Genomic DNA, 18,063 nt, shown 5'->3' on the forward strand with positions numbered 1-18,063 from the left:
TAAAACGCCTCAGCGGCTCAGTTCGACCAGTTCGTACCAGGTCTGCATGTAACCACCGACGCCGCCCTGCACGAAGATCGCATCGTCGTCCGCCGTCACCCACACCTCGTAGGGCGGGTGCGAGTGGCCGTCGATCGAGATCATGCCGCCGGCATCGTCAGTGAACTGGTACTTGTAGCAATCGAAAGTACCCGCCGCGACAGTGACGGTTTCCTCTCCGAGATAGCCAAGATCGATGTTGGATTCCGCGATAAGCGGCGGCGTTGCGCCGCGATGATCGGGCGAGGGCAGGAAGCAACGGAAGTTGCGCTTATGCACCCCCAACGAACGGTCGATCTTCTTGGTGATATAAGCGTCGCCCGAGATCGGGTGAGTGCCGAAACCGTCGAAGTCACCGCCGATCGGCATCGTCTGCGAGACGCGGCCGATCGAGGGGCCGTAACTTTCGCATTCGACTGCGTCCTTGCCGATGATGAACAGGCCGGAACCCATGAATTTATCACCGATGGTAAGGCGCACGAAGCAATCCATCGGCCGGTCGTTCTCGTCGAGGCTATAGACGACGTCGCGGTGGACGGTCGGTGCCGGTTCGTCGATCTCGCAGCGGGCGCGCAGGCTTCGCTTGCCATCCGTGTGGTGAGTGAACGTGAACCATTCGCGCCCACGCTCCTGGCCTTCACGGCCGGGCTTGCGCGAGGTGTAGAGGATCTTTCCGCTAATCGTGCGATGCTGCTGCATGGTTTCTCCGTTTGGTCAGAGGCTGCGGGGTTAAACAGGGGTGGCGATGCCGAGGAAGCAGGCGATCAGGACCAGTACCCAGATGCTGATCACGCTGACGCGCGCGCGGCTGTTGACGGCGGCGATGACACGGTCGGTCTCGGGCGTCGGGCCGGTTTCCCGCATCTGGATGATGGCGGGGAACAGCGGCACCAACTGACGCCGCACGATGAGGCCCAAGGTAATGCAGATGGCCAGTGCCAGCATCTTGAGCGCGATGAACAGCGGCACCGCGATCTCGCCGGAAAGGCCCAGCATCACCGCAGCCACCAGTCCGGCCAGGACGAGATAGCGCACGAAAATATCGAAGCGCTTGTACGCCTGCCCCTGCGGCCCGTGCTTCAGGTGCACTGCCCAGGCCAAGGCCAGCCACGCCAGTCCCAGCACCCCGGCGACCACCGCATAAGACACCGGAACGTCCAGCCAGCCCTTGGCCACGGCAAGGCCAAAGCCGGTCGGGAATGCCAGGATCAGCATGGTGCGCGGCGCCATGTCGATGTTGTTGAGGATCGTGAGCGCCATCATCCGCTCGGGCACCGAACGCTTGGGGTCCACCATGAATCGCGACCCGTAAAAGGCGCCCAGATCCCCGCCCAGCCAGTAGACCGGAACAAGAATGTGAAGCAGCGTCAGCAGCGAAAGGCCGATATCCATGGCTTAGTTATTTCCTGCGAAGAAGGCGGCCATCGCGTCGTGGCGCAAGGTTCGAAATCCGGGGTCGTCGAAGCGCGGCAGTTCAAGGAAGCGCCCGTGCGGCAGCAGCGGCGCAAGGCGGGCGCTGGCATCATAAAGCGGATCATTGACTGCGGCCGTAACCAGCACCGGGCACTGGATAAGCGGCAGGCGGCGGTCGGCCGGCCACTTGAACGCGGCACGGTAGTTGAGGTGGTAGGTCGTGCTCGCCTTCATCACTTCAGTGACCCAGGCATGTAGGTCTTCAGCGCTGCCCAACCCGCCGTCGCGGCGTCCCTCGCGGGTGCGGCGATACCAGGGGAAGAACAGGTACTGGTCGCGGCAGAACTGGAACAACCGGGCAAGATAGGCACCGTCGAGGTCGGGCTCGAAAGGGAAAGCGTATGTGGCGAGGATTTCCTCCAGCTCTGCGCCTTCCATCAGGCTGACGCCATCGAGGACAAGATGGCTCACTCGCTCGGGCGCAAGGATCGCCAGTTCGGCAGCGATCGCCGCGCCGGTGTGCGAGCCGTAGACGCGCACCTGCTCAAGGCCCATCGCGTCGAGATATTCCAGCATGGCCCCGGCCAGCGCGGCAATCTCGGGTTCTTTGGCGCTGAGTGCCTCACTGTCGCCATTACCCGGCGTGTCGGGGGCGAACACCATGGCCTCGCCCGCGAAGTCCTCGATCAGGCGGACCTGCTGGCGCGAGGAGCCGGGCGATGCGTGGAGGATCAGCAGCGGCTGCCCCTTCTCGCCCGCGCAGCGATAGTGAACCTGCCTTTGCGCCAGATCAGCGAAACCGCGGCGAATGCGGACCTGCGTATCCATCGTCACAGCGCCCCGCCTTCGATGATTTCAAGCAGCGCGCCCTCCGGTGTCAGCAGGACACCGGTGCGCCGACCACCGTAAAGCGGCCCCTCGCGCACCGCTGGCGGCGAGGCCCAGTGCCCTTCGAGCCGCGTGAAATCGGGGTGGAGCATCGTCGTGATGGCCACGCCCGGCGGCAATGCGCCCGGATGACAAGGACGTTTCCCGGCACCTTCGGGATACTGGTCGAGTTCGAGAAAAACCTGTCCCCCCCCTTTGGCGGTGACGAGTTCGGTCTTGGCGTCCTCGGCAAGCCCGAAGCTGAGTGTGATCATCGAATAGCGGATCGCCACCGGATCGATCACCGGAAGGCCAAGCACGTCCTTCACCCACTGCGCCGACTTGCGCAGGTCCGGGCAAGCCAGCACCATGATGAAAGGCCGGTCGACCAGCGAACGCGGCTGCGGCAGACCCGTATCCGGGCCCGGCTGGAGGATTTCGGTGAGATAGACCGTTTCCAGGTCGGCGCCGCGAACCTGCATTGGCTTGACCGTGGCGAACCCGTCGAGTTCCTTGGGCGGGCCGATCACCTCAAAGGGGCTTTCCAGCATCTTTGCATTGACCGCCTCGACATTCGACACGCACAGTTCGATGGCTGCCCAGCCGTAGCTGCGTATCGGCAAATAGTCCGCCACCGGATCGCCCTCCACGAAGCGCAGGAACACTTCCTCACCCGAAGCAGGCTGCAACACGGCATAGGCCTTGCCCACGCTAGCGGGCGCCTGCCAAGCAGCGGCGAGGTCTTCAGGCACAGCCCCTTCTTCGACGAGGCGGTAGTCCATCCAGGTTTCGTAACGCTCGATTGCCGCTGGAACATCCGCAACGACATGGGTGGCACACTTGAGTAAGGTCATTTTGGCTCCTCGCCCTGCCCGTCGATTAATTTGATATACATTTATATCATATTGCAAGCGGAAACGGTGCGCGCCGGGTACCCGGCTGTCCGTCCTGCGGAGAAAATTCGCTTCAGCCGATCACGCCGCTGCTGCGCAACATCGCCACCGCATCCGCAGCCTTCGGCAACTGCGCGATGGTATCGGCCAGGGCGGCATGACCGTCCTCCATCTGCGCGAAGGCCAGACATCCGCGCGCCTTGGCGAGATGCTCGGCCTCGCTGAGTGGCCACTCCGGCGAGCCGAACTGCGCGAGTACATCTTCAACCAGTTCGCGCCCGTCCACGGTGCGCGCCGCAGCCCGCGCCGGGACAAAGGCGGCAAGGTCAGGGTTGCCGTCCGCGACCACGCGGATACGCGCCGCCAGAGCCAGCACGGCGGGATCGTCCAGCGTACCGCGTTTGAAATCGCCGAGCGACACGGTGCCGCGCAGCAAGGTCACAGCCGCGAGGAACGGGAGGCACAGCCGCGCATAGCCAGGCTCCATTCCTGGTTTCGCAGGCCGTCCAACCAGCCGGTGGATTAGCGGGGGCGCATGATATTCCAGACTGTCCAGCCGATCGGCAGTGAGCCCATGAAGCGCCATCAACCGCTGCACCGAAACGATGCCTCCATGGCCCGCGCGGCCGGTCGGAAACGGCTTCCAGCTGACTTCGGTGATTCTGTGTCCCTGCTCCAGCCGCGCCAGCGCGGCGGCCAGTTCCTCGCGCTTCTCCATCAGCGCGAAGTACCCGAACGGGCCGTCCAGCGGATGAGCCACGCCCGGCATCCCTGCCCGTGCGAGATCGACGGCATCAAGACTGCTGCGCGCCGCATGGGCGACCTGCACCGGCAGCGCCGGCTTGCCTTCCAGATGGGCCTGCATCGTACCCGAAGCAAATGCCATGGCATGGCCGAATGCATCCAGCGCCACGTCACGCGGCATAGCCCGCAGACTGGCGATAGCCGCCACGCAGCCGAAAATACCTGCCGTCGCGGGACGGAAGAACATCAGCGCATCGGGCGCTGCGATTCCCAGCGTCACCGCCACATCAACACCTGCGACCATCGCCGTCAGGAACTGTTCGCCGCTGACTGGATCGCCCCGCTCCGCCTCTGCCAACAATGCTGCCAGAACCGTTGCCATCGGGTGCAGCACGGCGGGTTCATGAACGCAGTCATATTCCTGCCCGTGGATCTGGAAGGCGTTGACGAACGCCGCCGAAGGCGCAGGCAAGCGAACACCGGGGCGGCCCAGCACACCGGCGGCCTCGCCCTCTCCCCACCCCCGCACCATGGCGAGCACGCCGTCGGCGTGGGGGGCATTGCGCCCCGCCACACCAACCGCGAGACTATCGTGAAGGAAGATCAGCGCCTTATCCCGGGCCGTGGCGGGAATGTCTTCCCAGCGTAGCGCCAGCGCATGATCGATCAGCACATGGGCGGGATTGCCAGCCTGCGCATCCGCCATCTCAGTGCGGCTCCTCGCCGCCAGACACGTTCATGCTCTCTCCGGTGATGTAGGCAGCCTCGTCCGAGCAGAGGAAGGCAACGGCGCTGGCGGTATCCTGCGGCAAGCCCGGGCGCCCCATCGGGATGCGCCCCGCCATGCGTTTCAGGTATTCCTCGACCGAGATGCCCTGCAACTCGGCAAAATGCTCGTTCTGCCACTTGCCAAGGCCCGTGGTGACATGGTTGGGGCACACGTTGTTGACCGTGATCCCCTCCGGCCCCAATTCGATCGAAGCAGAGCGGACCAGCCCGACAAGGCCGTGCTTCGACGCCGTATAAGCCTGCGCATGGGGAAAGCCGGATTTGGCGGCCTGGCTGGCGATGTTGACGATGCGCCCCCCGCGTCCTTGCTTGATCATGCGCTCGGCAGCGGCCTGCAGGCCGAACCACGCGCCGGTCAGGTTCACATCGATCACCGCGCGCCAATCGTCCGGCGAAACTTCGCCGAGCGGCTTCATGATATAGCCGATGCCCGCATTGTTCACCCAAATGTCCAGCGAACCATGCGTAGTAATTGCATGATCGGCCAGCGCCGCTACCTGCGCCGGATCACGCACATCGCAGGCAAAAGTGGACGCCTGCGTCGGCAACGATGCGGCGATGTCCTGCATTTCCGCAGTGCCGCCGATCATCGCGTCTGGCGTCGCCGCATCGCGTGATCCGCCGATATCGGAAATGACCAGCTTTGCGCCTTCCTCGGACAGGCGGCGGGCGATCGACTCGCCCAGCCCACCCTTGCGGCCCGATCCGGTTACGACCGCGACTTTGCCCGCGAACCTCATGCGGTCAGTTCCTCGGTGGTGAGGAAAGTCACTTCGACCATGCCTTGGAACACGGCGGCCACTTCCTGCATCGCGGCGGCTGAAACATCGGCGCCGAACTGGTCCATGTCCTTGACGTCCAGCACTTCGATATAGCCGAACGGCGGCGGCGCATCGCTGCCCAGGACGCCGGTCGTGCGGAAAACACGAAAGCTCTCGATCGAGGCAAGGGCGTTGACGGTGGGCAGATCCGACTTCTTGGCCCAGGCTTCGTATGCTTCCACCGAGACACCCGGCTTCAGGTTGAACAGCGCGAAAATCAGCATTTCGTAAGTCCTTCCTCTTCGCCTGCCGGACAATGCCGCCACGCGCACTTGCTTCCGCCTCTCAGGCCATATATCATAACACTATAACAAATGAGGTAGGCCGTGAAGACGTCTCAGACACCCCATTCATCCGCCCCTGCCGCGAACGACCCTAGCGCAGCCTACGACGGGCCGCCGGACTATCGGGTCATTGGTCGCCACGCGGTTTTCCCCGAGACCAGCCATGACGAGATCGAGCGGATCAACTTCCTCGCGCAGATGAACCGGCATCTCGCCGCGCGCGTGGTTCCGGGGGTGAAGGCTGCCTACGACAACCGCGTCGTCCCCGGCTTTGCGGCGCAGAACGGCCGCCCGCTCGCCAATCGCCATGAAGCGCGAAAGGCCATGTTGGAAGATCCGGCGTACCAAACCTGGTCAGCGCTACGCCGGATGACCATGGAGCAGCGCCAGCAGGCAGGGCGCTGGACGGCGCTGCGCCAGAACGAGCGGCTCGCCCGTATCGCCGCCGACCTGACCGATGGCGACGAACGCCTCAGCCTGGACCCTGCGCTGGCGATCCCGCGCTATGTTTCGGCGGTGGACCACCACTGCATGCCGGGCAGTTATCACACCGAATACTTCCCGGGAGACGTCACTAACGGCGCCAATTATGACCACGCCGGGTTCGTCACCACCAGCGGCCTCCTCGGCAAATATTCGGACGGCGGCGGCCATGCGGTAGTCAACTGGGTTCGCCGCAACCTGCCCGATTTCAAGCCGAGAAAGATCCTCGAGATCGGCGGCACCGTCGGCCATTCCAGCCTGCCGCTGGCACAGGCCTTTCCCGATGCGGAACTGACGATCGCCGATCTCGGCGCCCCGGTTCTGCGCTACGGCCTGGCCCGCGCCAAGTCGCTCGGCGTCGACAATGTGCGCTTCGTGCAGGCAAGCGGCGAGGATCTTTCCGCCTTCGCGGACGAGAGCTTCGACTGGATCCAGACGACGATGTTCCTGCACGAGCTTTCGACCAAGGCGCTGCGCAACATCTTCGCGGAAACCCGCCGCCTGCTAAAGCCGGGCGGCATCGTGCTCCATGTCGAACAGCCACAGTATGCCGCGGAAATGCCGCTGTTCGAACAGGCAATGCGTGATTGGGACGCCTTCTACAACAACGAGCCGTTCTGGAGCCGGATGCACGAGATGGACCTCGACGCCGAGATGGTCGCCGCCGGATTCGACAGGGACAGCCTGATCCACGGCGGCGTTTTCGGCGTCGTCGACCGCGATCTGTTCCCGGATGCCGCTGAGGACGAAACCGAGGATTACGGCCGCAAGGCCGCCTGGCATGTGATCGGAGCGACGATATGAGCTTTGCCGAGGCCCTGAACCACGCCGGTGCCAAACCCGCTGGCAAACGTCCCTATTTCCTCGATTCGCAGGTCGAGCGCGTGCTCGCCATCACCATGGCGGTGGCGCAGGAACTGGCGGTTGCGCGTCAGCGCGCCGACACGCTCGAGCGCCTGCTGCTTGACAAAGGCGTTCTGTCAGCGGGCGAGATCGACGCTTTCGCGCCGGACCGCGCTGCCTCGGCCGAGCGGCAGATGTGGAACCAGGAATATATCGCCCGCATCCTGCGCATCGTCCAGCAGGAGAACGAAGCGGCCATGTTTGGCGAGGATGTCGCCTCGGGCGATGTCGGCGACGAACTGGCCGGCGAGAAATGAGCCAGCCGTTTGAAATCACCGTTCCCGTGCTGGTAGTCGGCGGCGGCGCCTGCGGCTGCGTTGCGGCGCTTTCGGCGCATGAAGCCGGCGCGCAAGTGCTGCTGGTGGAACAGGACGAACGACCCATGGGGTCGACCGGCATGTCGCAGGGTCTTGTCTGCGCGGCCGGAACGAAATCGCAGGCGGAACACGGCATAGAAGATGATGCCGACCGCTATTATGCCGATATCATCGCCAAGACGCGCGGGCTGACCGACCCAGTTCTCGCCCGCGCAATCGCCGACCATGCCGGGCCGGCCGTGGACTGGATGATCGAGTCTCTAGACATGCCATGGCAGCTCGATACCGGCTTCCGCCCCGCCTATGGCAACAGCGCCTACCGCGTCCACGGCTGGCGCGGCCATAGCGGGCAGGACATGGTTGACCTGCTTCACCGCCGGTTGGACGATGCCGGCATCGATGTCCTTCTAGGCGCCCGGCTCAGCGAAGTTCACGCCGACGAAAACGGACGGATACTGGGCGTTTCGCTGTCTCGGCCCGATGGTTCGGTTGAGCGCATCGGCTGCGGCGCGCTTGTGCTCGCCTGCGGCGGCTTTGCGGCCAACCACGCCATGGTCGCGCGCTACATGCCTGAAATGGCTCATGCCCGAAACAACGGCCACGAAGGTAGCCAGGGCACCGCCGTGCGCGTGGGCGAACAGCTTGGCGCCATGCTCGGCGATATGGCCGCCTATCAGGGCTATGCCATGCTGACCGAACCACAGGGCATACCGGTTCCGCCGGGGGTTCCGGTGGAGGGCGGCGTGCTCGTCAACATGGCGGGCGAACGCTTCGTCGACGAAACCGCGGACATCGCCGGCATGGTGCACCCGGTGCTGGCGCAGGAAGGCGATCACGTATGGGTGGTCTTCGACGGGCGGATCGAGGCGGCCGCCGATTATATCCCCGAAATGCAGCAGCTCAAAGCGCTCAACGCTCTGAAAAAGGCCGATAGCGCAGCCGATCTGGCCGAAGCCATCCGCGTTCCTGCCAGCGCACTTGAAACCGCACTAGCGGAAGCGAAAGCGGCGCAAAGCGAAGGTCGGCCCGATGCCCTGGGACGCCTGTGGGGCGATGACGTGCCTCCTTCGGGAAGCTACCGCGCACTCAAGGTCGTCGGCGCGATCTTCCATACCCAGGGCGGTTTGCAGATAGACGGCGAGGCCCGCGTTGTCCGCTCCGATGGTTCGCCCCTGCCCAACCTTTTCGCCGGCGGCGGCGCTGCGCGTTCGGTCTCCGGCCCCGCGCACTGGGGTTACCTGCCCGCGATGGGGCTTGCCACGGCGGTGACGTTCGGACGGCTCGCAGGCCGGGCTGCGGCGCATACCGCACTCACCTGCGGCGAGGCCGAATTCTCCGACAGGTGAGCATCTTTATCCGACTGGCGCGCAAGCCTTGGGCGGCGCGCCAATTGATCTAATAACAAGCCATATTTGGCATTCAGCGTTCGGGAACGAGACCATGTCCGATAGCCAGACCTTCGAGCAGATCCTGACCAAGATCGCTCCGTGCCCCGCCGATCTGCGCGCCGCTCTGGAAGCGATCGTCGGGCGCGATAACGTCAGCGCCGATGACGCCCGCCTGCGCCTGTTCAGCGAGGACGTGTGGACCCGTGCGGATCACGTCGCAATGCTGGCAGTCGCCCCGGCAACCACCGCCGAACTCGCCGCCGTGGTCAAGGCCGCCAACGACGCTGGCGTTGCCATCGCCCCGCGCGGCGCGGGCATGAGCTACACCGAAAGCTACCTGCCGGTTACCGACGATACCGTTACTATCGACACCACCCGCATGGACCAGGTTCTAAAGGTCAGCCCCGAGGACATGACGGTCACCGTCCAGTGCGGCTGCACCTGGCTGGCGCTTAACGAAGCGCTGAAGCCCCACGGACTGCGCACGCCGTTCTGGGGCCCGATGTCGGGCATCTACTCCACCATCGGCGGCGGCCTTTCGCAGCTCAACGCCATGTTCGGCGCGGGCCACTACGGAACCTCCAGCGAAAGCGTCATAGCGGTGACCATGGTGCTGGCGGACGGCCGCATGTTGCGCACCGGCGCACGCGGTCCTGACGGCGACACCCCGCACTACCGCCACTTCGGCCCCGACCTTGCCGGGCTGTTCTGCGGCGATTCCGGTACGCTGGGCCTCAAGGCCGAAGTAACCTTCCGCCTGATCCGCACGCCGCAGTTCGAGGACTCGGTATCGTTCTCGTTCCCGGACGGCGAGGTCATGGTCCAGGCGCTGGCGGAAATGACCCGCGCGGGCATCGCATCGGAAACCTGCGGCTTCGACCCTGGCCTCACCAAGGTCCGCATGCGCCGCATGTCGCTGGCAAGTGACATGAAAACGCTGGGCAAGGTCGTCGCCAAGGAGAAATCGCTGGGCAAGGGCCTTCTCGCCGCTGCCAAGATCGCGATGGGCGGACGCGACTTCATTCCCGAGGATGATTACCCGCTGCACATCACGGCGGAAGGCCGCTGCAAGGAAGCCGTTGCAGCAGACTTGGCCACCGCGCGCGAGATCGCCAGGCGCTTCGGCGGCACCGAGATTGAAAACTCGATCGCCAAGGTCATCCGCGCGATGCCCTTCCCGGCGCCCAATTCCATCCTTGGCCCCGAGGGCGAAAGCTGGGTGCCCGTTCACGGACAGGCCTCGCTTTCCACCGCGCCCGCCATGTTCGCCGAAATTCGTGCATACTTCGATTCGATGAAGGAGCGTTTCGACGCACTGGGCATCCACAACGGCTTCCTGTTCTCATCGCTTTCCACCAATGCGATCGTCATCGAGCCGGTATTCTTCTGGCCTGAAGGCTACCGCCCGGTGCATGAATCGATGGTCGAGCCGGACCATCTCAAGCGCCTCAAGCAGCTTGGCTCCGCGCCCGAGGCGACCGCCATGGTCACCGAGGCGCGCGAACAGGTGAAGGCGATCTGCAAGAAATACGGCGCCGCCCATTTTCAGATCGGCCGCGCCTATCCCTACCGCGAAACTCGCGACCCGGCCTTCCTCGACGTGCTTGATGCGGTGAAGGCCGTGATGGACCCCAAGGGCCTGTTCAACCCCGGGGGCCTCGGCTTCCCACAGGGCAAGATCGCCGCCCGGCAGGGAGCCGCCGGATGATGAGCGAAACCTACCGCGCCATCCGGCTGACACGCATCGCCCCTTCGTTTCGCGAGGGCAGCGAGATAGTGGAATTACCGCTGACCGCGCCCGGCCCCGGCGAGATTCGCGTGCGCAACCTGCACTGCGGCGTCAACGCCATCTTCGACACCCAGATCGCCCGCAATGCGGTGGATTACGTGAAGATCGCCCTGCCTACGTTCACCGGCGTGGAAGCAATCGGCACGGTCGAGGCAGTCGGCGCGGACGTGACCGATTATGCCCCCGGCGACGCTGCCGTGACTGTGCGCTTCACCGGTGGTTACCGCGAGGCCAATGTCGGCGCAGCTGTCCAGTTCGCCAAGGCTCCTGCGGCGACCCGCGAATATCTCGCGCTGGCTTCCACCGGCGTTTCCGCGCTTGTCGCACTGGAAAGGATCGGCGAGCTGAAGGAAGGCGAAACCATCGCCATTTCGGCAGCCGCAGGCGGCCTCGGCCACTTGCTGGTACAGCTTGCCGTGCTCAAGGGCGCCCGGGTAATCGGTGTGGCGGGTGGTCCGGCGAAGTGCGCCTTCGTGGCCTCGCTCGGCGCCGAACGGGTGATCGACTACAAGTCCGAAGACGTGGATACCGTGCTTGCGGCTGAGTATCCCGGCGGCCTTGATGTGGCGGTGGACACCGTCAGCGGCGCGATCTTCGACGCCTTCCTCACCCATCTGGCAAATCATGGACGCCTTGTCGTTGGCGGCGCTGCTTCCGACCTCGAAGGCAAACCCGAAGTCGTCACCGGCCCGCGCATCGCCCATACCATATACTACAAGGGCGCATCGGTTCGCGGCTTCATGAACGGCCTGCTCACCCCCTACTGGGCAGAGGCGCGCGAACGGCTGTTCGCCCTCTACGCCGAGGGCAAGCTGAAAGTGCATTTCGACGACGAACCACACACGGGCATCGAAGGCGTTTTCGGCGCTGTAGAGCGCCTGCTTTCCGGCCGTTCAATGGGCAAGGTCGTGGTCGACCTCACCCCCAAGCAGGCTATTTGAACCGGCACTAAGCCGGGTGCGACAACATATGACAGTGCAAAAAGCCAAGACACTCTTCGAAAAGATCTGGGATGCCCACCATGTCGCGGATACCGCGACGGGAGCCTCTCTCATCGCCGTAGACCGCGTGTTCCTTCACGAACGCACCGGCGCCGCCGCGCTAAAATCCATGGCGGCGGCAAAGCGTCCCGTGTGCGATCCCGCCCGCGTCTTCGCGGTGATGGACCATATCGTCGACACCCGCCCGGGACGAGGCGACGGCACTTTGATGGAAGGCGGATCGGCGTTCATCACTGAAACCCGCGCCGCCGCGAAGGCCGCCGGGATCACCCTGTTCGACGTGAACGACCGCGACCAGGGCATCACGCATGTGATCTCGCCCGAACTGGGCATCGTCCTGCCCGGCCTCACCCTCGTTGCGCCTGACAGCCATACCTGCACGCAGGGCGCGTTGGGAGCGCTGGCCTGGGGCATTGGCTCCAGCGAGGCGGAACATGCCATGGCGACCGGCGTGCTGAGGCTTGACCGGCCGAAGACGATGCGCGTCACCTACCGGGGCAAGCTGGCGCCGGGCGTCACTGCCAAGGACATGGTGCTGGCCCTGATCGCCGCAAACGGCGCTGGCGGCGGCGCTGGCCATGTAGTGGAATTCGCCGGCGAGGCTGTACGCGCCCTCGATATTGAGGCGCGCATGACCCTGTGCAACATGGCCACCGAATTCGCGGCCATGACCGGGATCATCGCGCCCGATGCGCGGACTTTCGAATACCTTGCCGACCGCCGCTACGCGCCCGAAAATTTCGACGAGCCATACTGGCACACGCTGCGCACCGACGACGGCGCCCGCTTCGACCGCGAGATTGAGATCGACGCCGCCGCGCTGGCGCCGATGGTCAGCTGGGGCACCAGCCCGGAGCACGCTATGCCGGTAGATGGCACCGTGCCGCAAGGTCCGCCGCGCGCGCACGACTATATCGGCCTCGATGCAGGCGCGCCGCTGCTGGGCACGCCGATCGACGTAGCCTTCATCGGTTCCTGCACCAATGCCCGCATATCCGACCTGCGCCGCGCCGCCGCGATGCTGAAGGGGCGCCATATCGCGCCCTCTATCCGCAAGGCCCTGGTCGTGCCGGGAAGCTCCGCGGTAAAGCGCGCCGCGGAAGCCGAGGGGCTCGACGCGATCTTTACCGCCGCCGGGTTCGAGTGGCGCGCCAGCGGCTGTTCACTGTGCTTCTTCGCGGGCGGCGAGAGCTTCCCCGAAGGCAGCCGCACCGTCAGCAGCACCAACCGCAACTTCGAAGGCCGTCAGGGGCCGGGCATCCGCACTCATATCGCCAGCCCCGAAACAGTGGTCGCCAGCGCGATCGCGGGCATGATCGCGGACCCCCGAGAACTGCTGGTCGGGAACTGATGGCATGACCCCTTTCATCATACTTTCTTCGCGCGCGGCTCCGCTCCTGCGCGACAACGTCGATACCGATGCGATCATCCCCAGCCGCGAGATGAAAAGCACCGGCCGCACCGGCCTCGCAGATGGGTTGTTCGCACCGTGGCGCTATCTCGATGCTGCCGCCCGCACGCCCGATCCAGAGTTTTCGCTAAATCGGCCGGAAGCGTCAGGCGCGCAAATCCTGCTGGGGGGCGCGAATTTCGGATGCGGGTCCAGCCGCGAACATGCGGTCTGGGCGCTGGCCGAATATGGCATGCGCTGCGTGATCGCCCCCAGTTTCGCGCCGATATTCCGCGCGAACTGCATCCGCAACGGCTTGCTGCCGGTGACGCTTCCCGAAGCCGCCATCGCCCCCATGGCGTGGCAGGCGATCACCGTGGACCTGCCCGCTCAGGAAGTGCGCTGCGCAGATGCCGTCCACCGATTCGAAATCGAGCCCGAGCCGCGCGAGATGCTGCTCGAAGGGCTCGATGCCATCGATCTCACGCTCAAGTCGCTGCCGGCCATCGAGGACTGGACCTCGCTGGACCGCAAGGCGCGGCCATGGGTCTATCTCGAAAGAACACAATGACGCAGATACTGGTTTCCGAAGTCGGCCCGCGCGACGGGTTGCAGTCGATCAAGGCGGTCATGCCGCTGGAGGCCAAGAAGGCCTGGATCGCCGCCGAGGCCGCTGCCGGCGTGCGCGAGATCGAAGTGGGCAGCTTCGTGCCGCCCAGCCTCCTGCCGCAGATGGCCGATACGGCCGAACTCGTTCGCTTCGCGCGCGGAATTGAAGGACTTAACGTCGTCGCCCTCGTGCCCAATGCCAAGGGCGCGCAGCGCGCGGTCGACGCGGGCGTGCACGCTATGTCGATCCCACTTTCAATGAGCGAGACGCACTCGATCCGCAACGTGCGCAAGGACCATCCGGCCATGCTGGCGGAAATCGCCGAGGCCGCGCAGATCGCCAGGGCGGCGGGCGTGCACTTCGCCGTCGGCCTGGCGACCGCCTTTGGCTGCACTATCGAGGGCGCAGTGGCCGAAGACGCCGTGGTGCGCCTTGCCGTTGCCGCCGCCGAAGCGGGCGCGCAGGAGTTCAGCCTGTCCGACACCACCGGCTATGCCGACCCGGCGCAAGTCCGACGGCTGGTCCGCAAGGTCAGAGCGGCGGTGGGCGCGGACATGCTCACTACCCTGCATCTTCACAACACACGCGGCCTCGGCCTCGCCAATGCGCTGGCCGGTCTTGAGGAAGGCATCACCACCCTTGACGCATCGCTTGGCGGCCTTGGCGGCTGCCCTGCCGCACCGGGGGCTTCGGGCAACCTTGTCACCGAAGACCTCGTGCTCATGCTCAATGCCATGGGCCTCGATACCGGCATCGACCTCGAACGCCTGCTCAAAGTGCGCCAGATCCTCGTCGACGCACTGCCAGGCGAACCGCTCTACGGCTTCACGCCCGATGCCGGACCGATGCTGGACTACAACGAAAGGATCGCCCGATGAGCGAGACCCCCGCAACTCCCCAGCCCCTTGCCGGCATCCGCGTCGTCGAATTCACCCATATGGTCATGGGCCCCGCCGTGGGGCACATCCTGGCCGGACTGGGCGCCGAAGTCGTCCGCATCGAGCCCATCGGCGGCGACCAGACCCGCCGCCTGCTCGGCTCGGGCTCGGGCTACTTCCCGATGTACAACCGGGGCAAGCAGTCGATCTGCCTCGACCTCAAATCGCCCGAGGGCCTCGCCGTCGCCCGCGACCTTGCCGAGGGCGCCGACGTCCTGATCGAGAACTTCCGCCCCGGCGCGCTCGACCGGCTGGGCCTTTCCTACGAGCAGCTTGCCGAGGTCAATCCGCGCCTCATCTACTGCTCGGAAAAAGGCTTTCTCCCCGGCCCTTACGAACAGCGTACCGCGCTTGACGAAGTGGCCCAGATGATGGGCGGTCTTGCCTATATGACCGGCCCGCCGGGACGCCCCCTGCGCGCAGGCTCCAGCGTCATCGACGTGACCGGCGGCATGTTCGGTGTGATCGGCATCCTTGCCGCGCTGGAGGAACGCCACCGCACCGGACGCGGCCAGAAGGTCGTTGCCAGCCTGTTCGAAACCACGATCTACCTCGTTGGCCAGCACATGGCGCAGTTCGCCGTCACCGGACAGGCCGCCGCACCCATGCCAGCGCGTATCTCGGCCTGGGCGATCTACGACGTGTTCGAAACCCGCGACGAGCCAGTCTTCATCGGCGTTGTAAGCGATGTGCTGTGGCAAAAATTCTGTGCGCTGTTCGCGCTGGATGACCTGTGGGCGGACGAATCCCTGCGCACCAATAACCAGCGAGTGATGGCCCGCGACCGCATCCTGCCGCACGTCCGCGCACTGGTCGCTTCGATGACCCGGGACGAGATCGTGGCCAAGCTGGAAGGCACCGGGCTGCCCTTCGCCCCCATCGCCCGGCCCGAAGACATGTTCGATGACCCGCAGCTCGCCAACGGGGGCCTTGAGCCGGTCACGCTGGATACCGGAGGCGAGACTCGCCTGCCGACGATCCCGCTGCAGATGGGCGGCCTGCGCCCCGGCGCCCCGGTCACCCTGCCCGCCCCCGGAGCAGACAGCCGCGCGGTGCTAGCAGAGCTGGGCTACGACGAGGAGCGGATCGAGCGGCTTGTCGCACAGGGAGCGGTCGGGTCTCAGTGACCCGGCCCCCCCGGGGGCGCAACTGATTACGTCGGCAAACTGACGGAACGGGCTTCAAGGGATAAGAAAAAGGCGCAAAGGCAGTTAGCCTTGCGCCTTTTTACCGTATGGGAACACGTCCCTTGTCAGAACTCGGCCAGAAGACGGCCCATGCCTTGGATCTTGTCCTCGATGCCCACTGCGCGCAGGGCGTGCCAATACGTCGCGGTGTTGATGGCGATCACCGGCTTGGCCAGCTTCGCCTCGTATTCGGCGGCCAGATCGACCATTGAAAGGTTCGTGCCCACCTGTACGATGGCGTCGACATCATCCCCGTCGAGCTCGGCCATCACTTCGCGCAGACGGTCGGGACCGACTTTGGCGATGTCGGTCCAGCGCTTGCATTCCAGCGGGATGTCGCGCTTGACGGTAAAGCCCGACTGCTCAAGGAAATTGCGCACTTCGGCATTGGCGACCGGGTAGTAAGGCGAGACGAAACTCACCGTCTTGGCACCGTAGGCGTGAAGCGCGGCCGCCACCGATTCGGCGCCCGTGGAAGCGCCTGTCCCGGACAGGTCCTCGACTTGCTTCTTCCATTTTCGGCTACCCTCGACGCCGCCGTAGAATGTGATCGCCGACATGCCCAGCACGAGATAGTCCGGCTTGCAGGTCATCACCGAACGCACCGCGTCGAGCGTGTTTTCGGCAATGGCCGTGGTCCCGGCGATGAAATCCTCGTTCGAGAGCGCCAGCGGGTCCTCGACGTAGATGCGCGAGAAATGGTTGGTCACGCCTTCGGGGCGCATCCGTTCCATATCGGGCTGCACCACCGTGTTGGTTGAGGGGGCGATGACCCCCAGCAGCTTGCGCCAACCAAGAACGTCTCCCATTGCAGATACTCCTGTTGCGGAACTTGCGGGCGCCGCGTGTTGATGGGGTTTGCCGGGGACGGGGTTCAGCGGATCTGCGAAGCCAGCGCCAGGCTCTCGTACATGGCCTGCCGCATCATGTAAGCGCGCCGGGCAGTGTCATCCTGCTTGATGGCCATCATGGCTTCGCGGCGGCGCTTATGCGCATCGTCCTGACCGCCGCGGATCATCGCCATGTTTTCCTTGGTCTGCGTCTGGGTGAAGCTATGCGTCACCTCGCGACGCTGACGGTCGTAAAGCGCGAGGTTCTCCTCTGCGACGGCGGCCGAAACCTGGCCCTTCAGCACCGGCAGCAGCTTTTCGAACAAATTGAAGGCATCGTGCACGCCTGAATTCATGCCGAACCCGCCCAGCGGGTTGTTGAGATGGGCGGCATCGCCCGCCAGCAGCACCCGGCCCTCGCGGAACGACTTCGCGACGCGCTGATGGACGCGGTAGAGCGTGCGGTGCCTAGTCTGCACCATCGACCCGTCCCCGACGAGGCGGCCGAAGATCGCATCCTTCATGGCATCCGAACGCAGTTCGTCATCGCTGAGCGTTCCATCGGTCGGCACCAGTACGCGCCACAGCGAAGGTACGCGCAGCAGCACCAGCCACTCATCGGGATCGGAGACATAGTTGACCCACGCCAGGTTCGGCAGGTGGGCGGCAATGTCGAACTCGGTCGAAAGGCAAAGGAACCGCTCGGCGTAAGTGAAACCGTCAAATTCAATGCCGAGCCACTTGCGTACCACCGAGTTCGCACCGTCCGCGCCAATCAGGTAATCGCAGCGCAGGCGCTCGATGCCGGTCATCGTCTCGATCGCGAGGTTCACGCCCTCGGCGTCTTCCTCGAAAGCCAGCAGACGGCTGCCGAAGCGGACCTGCGCATTGCCCTGCTTTTCGAGGCCCGACGCCAGCGCGCGCGAAAGGTGGTACTGTTCGCACTGGATGCGGAAAGGGTAGCGGCTGACGTCGCTGATCTCGGCAAGGTCGAAGTCGATAACTTCGCCGGAATGCCGGTCACGCCAATGGAAGACGGGCGCCTTCAGGCCCTTTTCGAGCAGCATCGGAGTGATCCCGATCTGGTCGAGCATTTCCAGCGTGGGCGGATGGAAGGTCGAGGCGCGCAGATCCTGTGCGCAGTCATGGCCCGTCTCGATGACGACCACGTCGATACCCGCCTGCGCCAGCAGCGTCGCCATAACCGTTCCGACCGGGCCGGCCCCCGCAATCGCCACCTGGCACCTTCCAACCGCTGTCATGTCGAGCAGACTCCAATAATCCTATTCTGCTCAAGGCTATGGACTGGTGTTCTCGCTCCAAACGGCAATCTCGCCGAACTATCCGCCTCGCGGTGAACGGGCGGCATTGTAATCC

General features: G+C 64.8%; 18 protein-coding genes. 9 read left to right on the forward strand and 9 right to left on the reverse strand.

What is annotated here, in order from left to right; all coding sequences use genetic code 11:
- Positions 1-9 precede the first annotated feature (9 nt).
- From V474_RS09970 to V474_RS10000, 7 genes are all read right to left on the reverse strand, one after another.
- On the reverse strand, positions 10-738 hold the full coding sequence (locus V474_RS09970) for a DUF3108 domain-containing protein (RefSeq protein ID WP_043970073.1): 729 nt from the start codon (positions 736-738) through the stop codon (positions 10-12).
- Positions 739-768: 30 nt separating this feature from the next.
- Positions 769-1,431, reverse strand: a complete 663-nt coding sequence (locus V474_RS09975; protein ID WP_059151336.1) for a hypothetical protein — start codon at positions 1,429-1,431, stop codon at positions 769-771.
- A 3-nt stretch (positions 1,432-1,434) separates the two neighbouring features.
- Positions 1,435-2,280 carry an alpha/beta fold hydrolase gene (locus tag V474_RS09980; RefSeq protein WP_059151337.1) on the reverse strand — a complete coding sequence of 282 codons (846 nt, stop codon included), beginning with the start codon at positions 2,278-2,280 and terminating at the stop codon, positions 1,435-1,437.
- A 2-nt stretch (positions 2,281-2,282) separates the two neighbouring features.
- Positions 2,283-3,173, reverse strand: coding sequence for a hypothetical protein (locus V474_RS09985; RefSeq protein WP_059151338.1), 891 nt, complete (start codon positions 3,171-3,173; stop codon positions 2,283-2,285).
- A gap of 112 nt (positions 3,174-3,285) precedes the next feature.
- Complete coding sequence (locus tag V474_RS09990) at positions 3,286-4,662, reverse strand: MmgE/PrpD family protein (protein ID WP_059151339.1); 1,377 nt, start codon at positions 4,660-4,662, stop codon at positions 3,286-3,288.
- 1 nt (position 4,663) lies between these two features.
- Positions 4,664-5,485, reverse strand: a complete 822-nt coding sequence (locus tag V474_RS09995; RefSeq protein ID WP_059151340.1) for an SDR family NAD(P)-dependent oxidoreductase — start codon at positions 5,483-5,485, stop codon at positions 4,664-4,666.
- Entirely contained in the window at positions 5,482-5,790 is a 309-nt protein-coding gene (locus V474_RS10000; protein ID WP_059151341.1) for an REDY-like protein HapK, read from the reverse strand. The genes V474_RS09995 and V474_RS10000 overlap by 4 nt, the downstream gene beginning before the upstream one ends.
- A 102-nt stretch (positions 5,791-5,892) precedes the next feature.
- Here V474_RS10000 and V474_RS10005 point away from each other — a divergent pair, with 102 nt between their 5' ends.
- The 9 genes from V474_RS10005 to V474_RS10045 all read left to right on the forward strand — a co-directional run bounded on the left by V474_RS10005 (position 5,893) and on the right by V474_RS10045 (position 15,796).
- Positions 5,893-7,137, forward strand: coding sequence for a class I SAM-dependent methyltransferase (locus V474_RS10005; protein WP_059151342.1), 1,245 nt, complete (start codon positions 5,893-5,895; stop codon positions 7,135-7,137).
- A complete protein-coding gene (locus V474_RS10010) occupies positions 7,134-7,493 on the forward strand; it encodes a hypothetical protein (protein ID WP_059151343.1) in 360 nt (119 codons plus the stop codon). Before V474_RS10005 ends, V474_RS10010 begins: the two co-directional genes overlap by 4 nt.
- Positions 7,490-8,899 carry an FAD-dependent oxidoreductase gene (locus V474_RS10015; RefSeq protein ID WP_059151344.1) on the forward strand — a complete coding sequence of 470 codons (1,410 nt, stop codon included), beginning with the start codon at positions 7,490-7,492 and terminating at the stop codon, positions 8,897-8,899. Before V474_RS10010 ends, V474_RS10015 begins: the two co-directional genes overlap by 4 nt.
- A gap of 94 nt (positions 8,900-8,993) precedes the next feature.
- A complete protein-coding gene (locus tag V474_RS10020; protein ID WP_059151345.1) occupies positions 8,994-10,649 on the forward strand; it encodes an FAD-binding oxidoreductase in 1,656 nt (551 codons plus the stop codon).
- Positions 10,646-11,671, forward strand: a complete 1,026-nt coding sequence (locus V474_RS10025; RefSeq protein WP_236711096.1) for a zinc-binding dehydrogenase — start codon at positions 10,646-10,648, stop codon at positions 11,669-11,671. The genes V474_RS10020 and V474_RS10025 overlap by 4 nt, the downstream gene beginning before the upstream one ends.
- A 28-nt stretch (positions 11,672-11,699) precedes the next feature.
- On the forward strand, positions 11,700-13,082 hold the full coding sequence (locus V474_RS10030) for a 3-isopropylmalate dehydratase large subunit (protein ID WP_059151347.1): 1,383 nt from the start codon (positions 11,700-11,702) through the stop codon (positions 13,080-13,082).
- 4 nt (positions 13,083-13,086) lie between these two features.
- Positions 13,087-13,692, forward strand: a complete 606-nt coding sequence (gene leuD, locus V474_RS10035; protein ID WP_059151348.1) for a 3-isopropylmalate dehydratase small subunit — start codon at positions 13,087-13,089, stop codon at positions 13,690-13,692.
- Positions 13,689-14,609 (forward strand): hydroxymethylglutaryl-CoA lyase, encoded by a 921-nt coding sequence (locus V474_RS10040; RefSeq protein WP_059151349.1) that lies wholly within the window; start codon positions 13,689-13,691, stop codon positions 14,607-14,609. Before leuD ends, V474_RS10040 begins: the two co-directional genes overlap by 4 nt.
- Positions 14,606-15,796, forward strand: a complete 1,191-nt coding sequence (locus V474_RS10045) for a CaiB/BaiF CoA transferase family protein (RefSeq protein WP_059151350.1) — start codon at positions 14,606-14,608, stop codon at positions 15,794-15,796. Before V474_RS10040 ends, V474_RS10045 begins: the two co-directional genes overlap by 4 nt.
- A 125-nt stretch (positions 15,797-15,921) precedes the next feature.
- On the opposite strand, the gene V474_RS10050 is transcribed toward V474_RS10045, so the two are convergent.
- Together V474_RS10050 and V474_RS10055 are read right to left on the reverse strand one after the other, a co-directional pair.
- The gene (locus V474_RS10050) at positions 15,922-16,665 is read right to left on the reverse strand and encodes a maleate cis-trans isomerase family protein (protein ID WP_059151351.1); all 744 of its coding nucleotides are present in this window, start codon (positions 16,663-16,665) and stop codon (positions 15,922-15,924) included.
- Between the two features lie 65 nt (positions 16,666-16,730).
- The gene (locus V474_RS10055) at positions 16,731-17,948 is read right to left on the reverse strand and encodes an FAD-dependent oxidoreductase (RefSeq protein ID WP_059151352.1); all 1,218 of its coding nucleotides are present in this window, start codon (positions 17,946-17,948) and stop codon (positions 16,731-16,733) included.
- Positions 17,949-18,063 lie beyond the last annotated feature (115 nt).

Origin of the sequence: Novosphingobium barchaimii LL02 (assembly GCF_001046635.1) — a bacterium.
In the GTDB taxonomy this organism is placed as follows: domain Bacteria; phylum Pseudomonadota; class Alphaproteobacteria; order Sphingomonadales; family Sphingomonadaceae; genus Novosphingobium; species Novosphingobium barchaimii.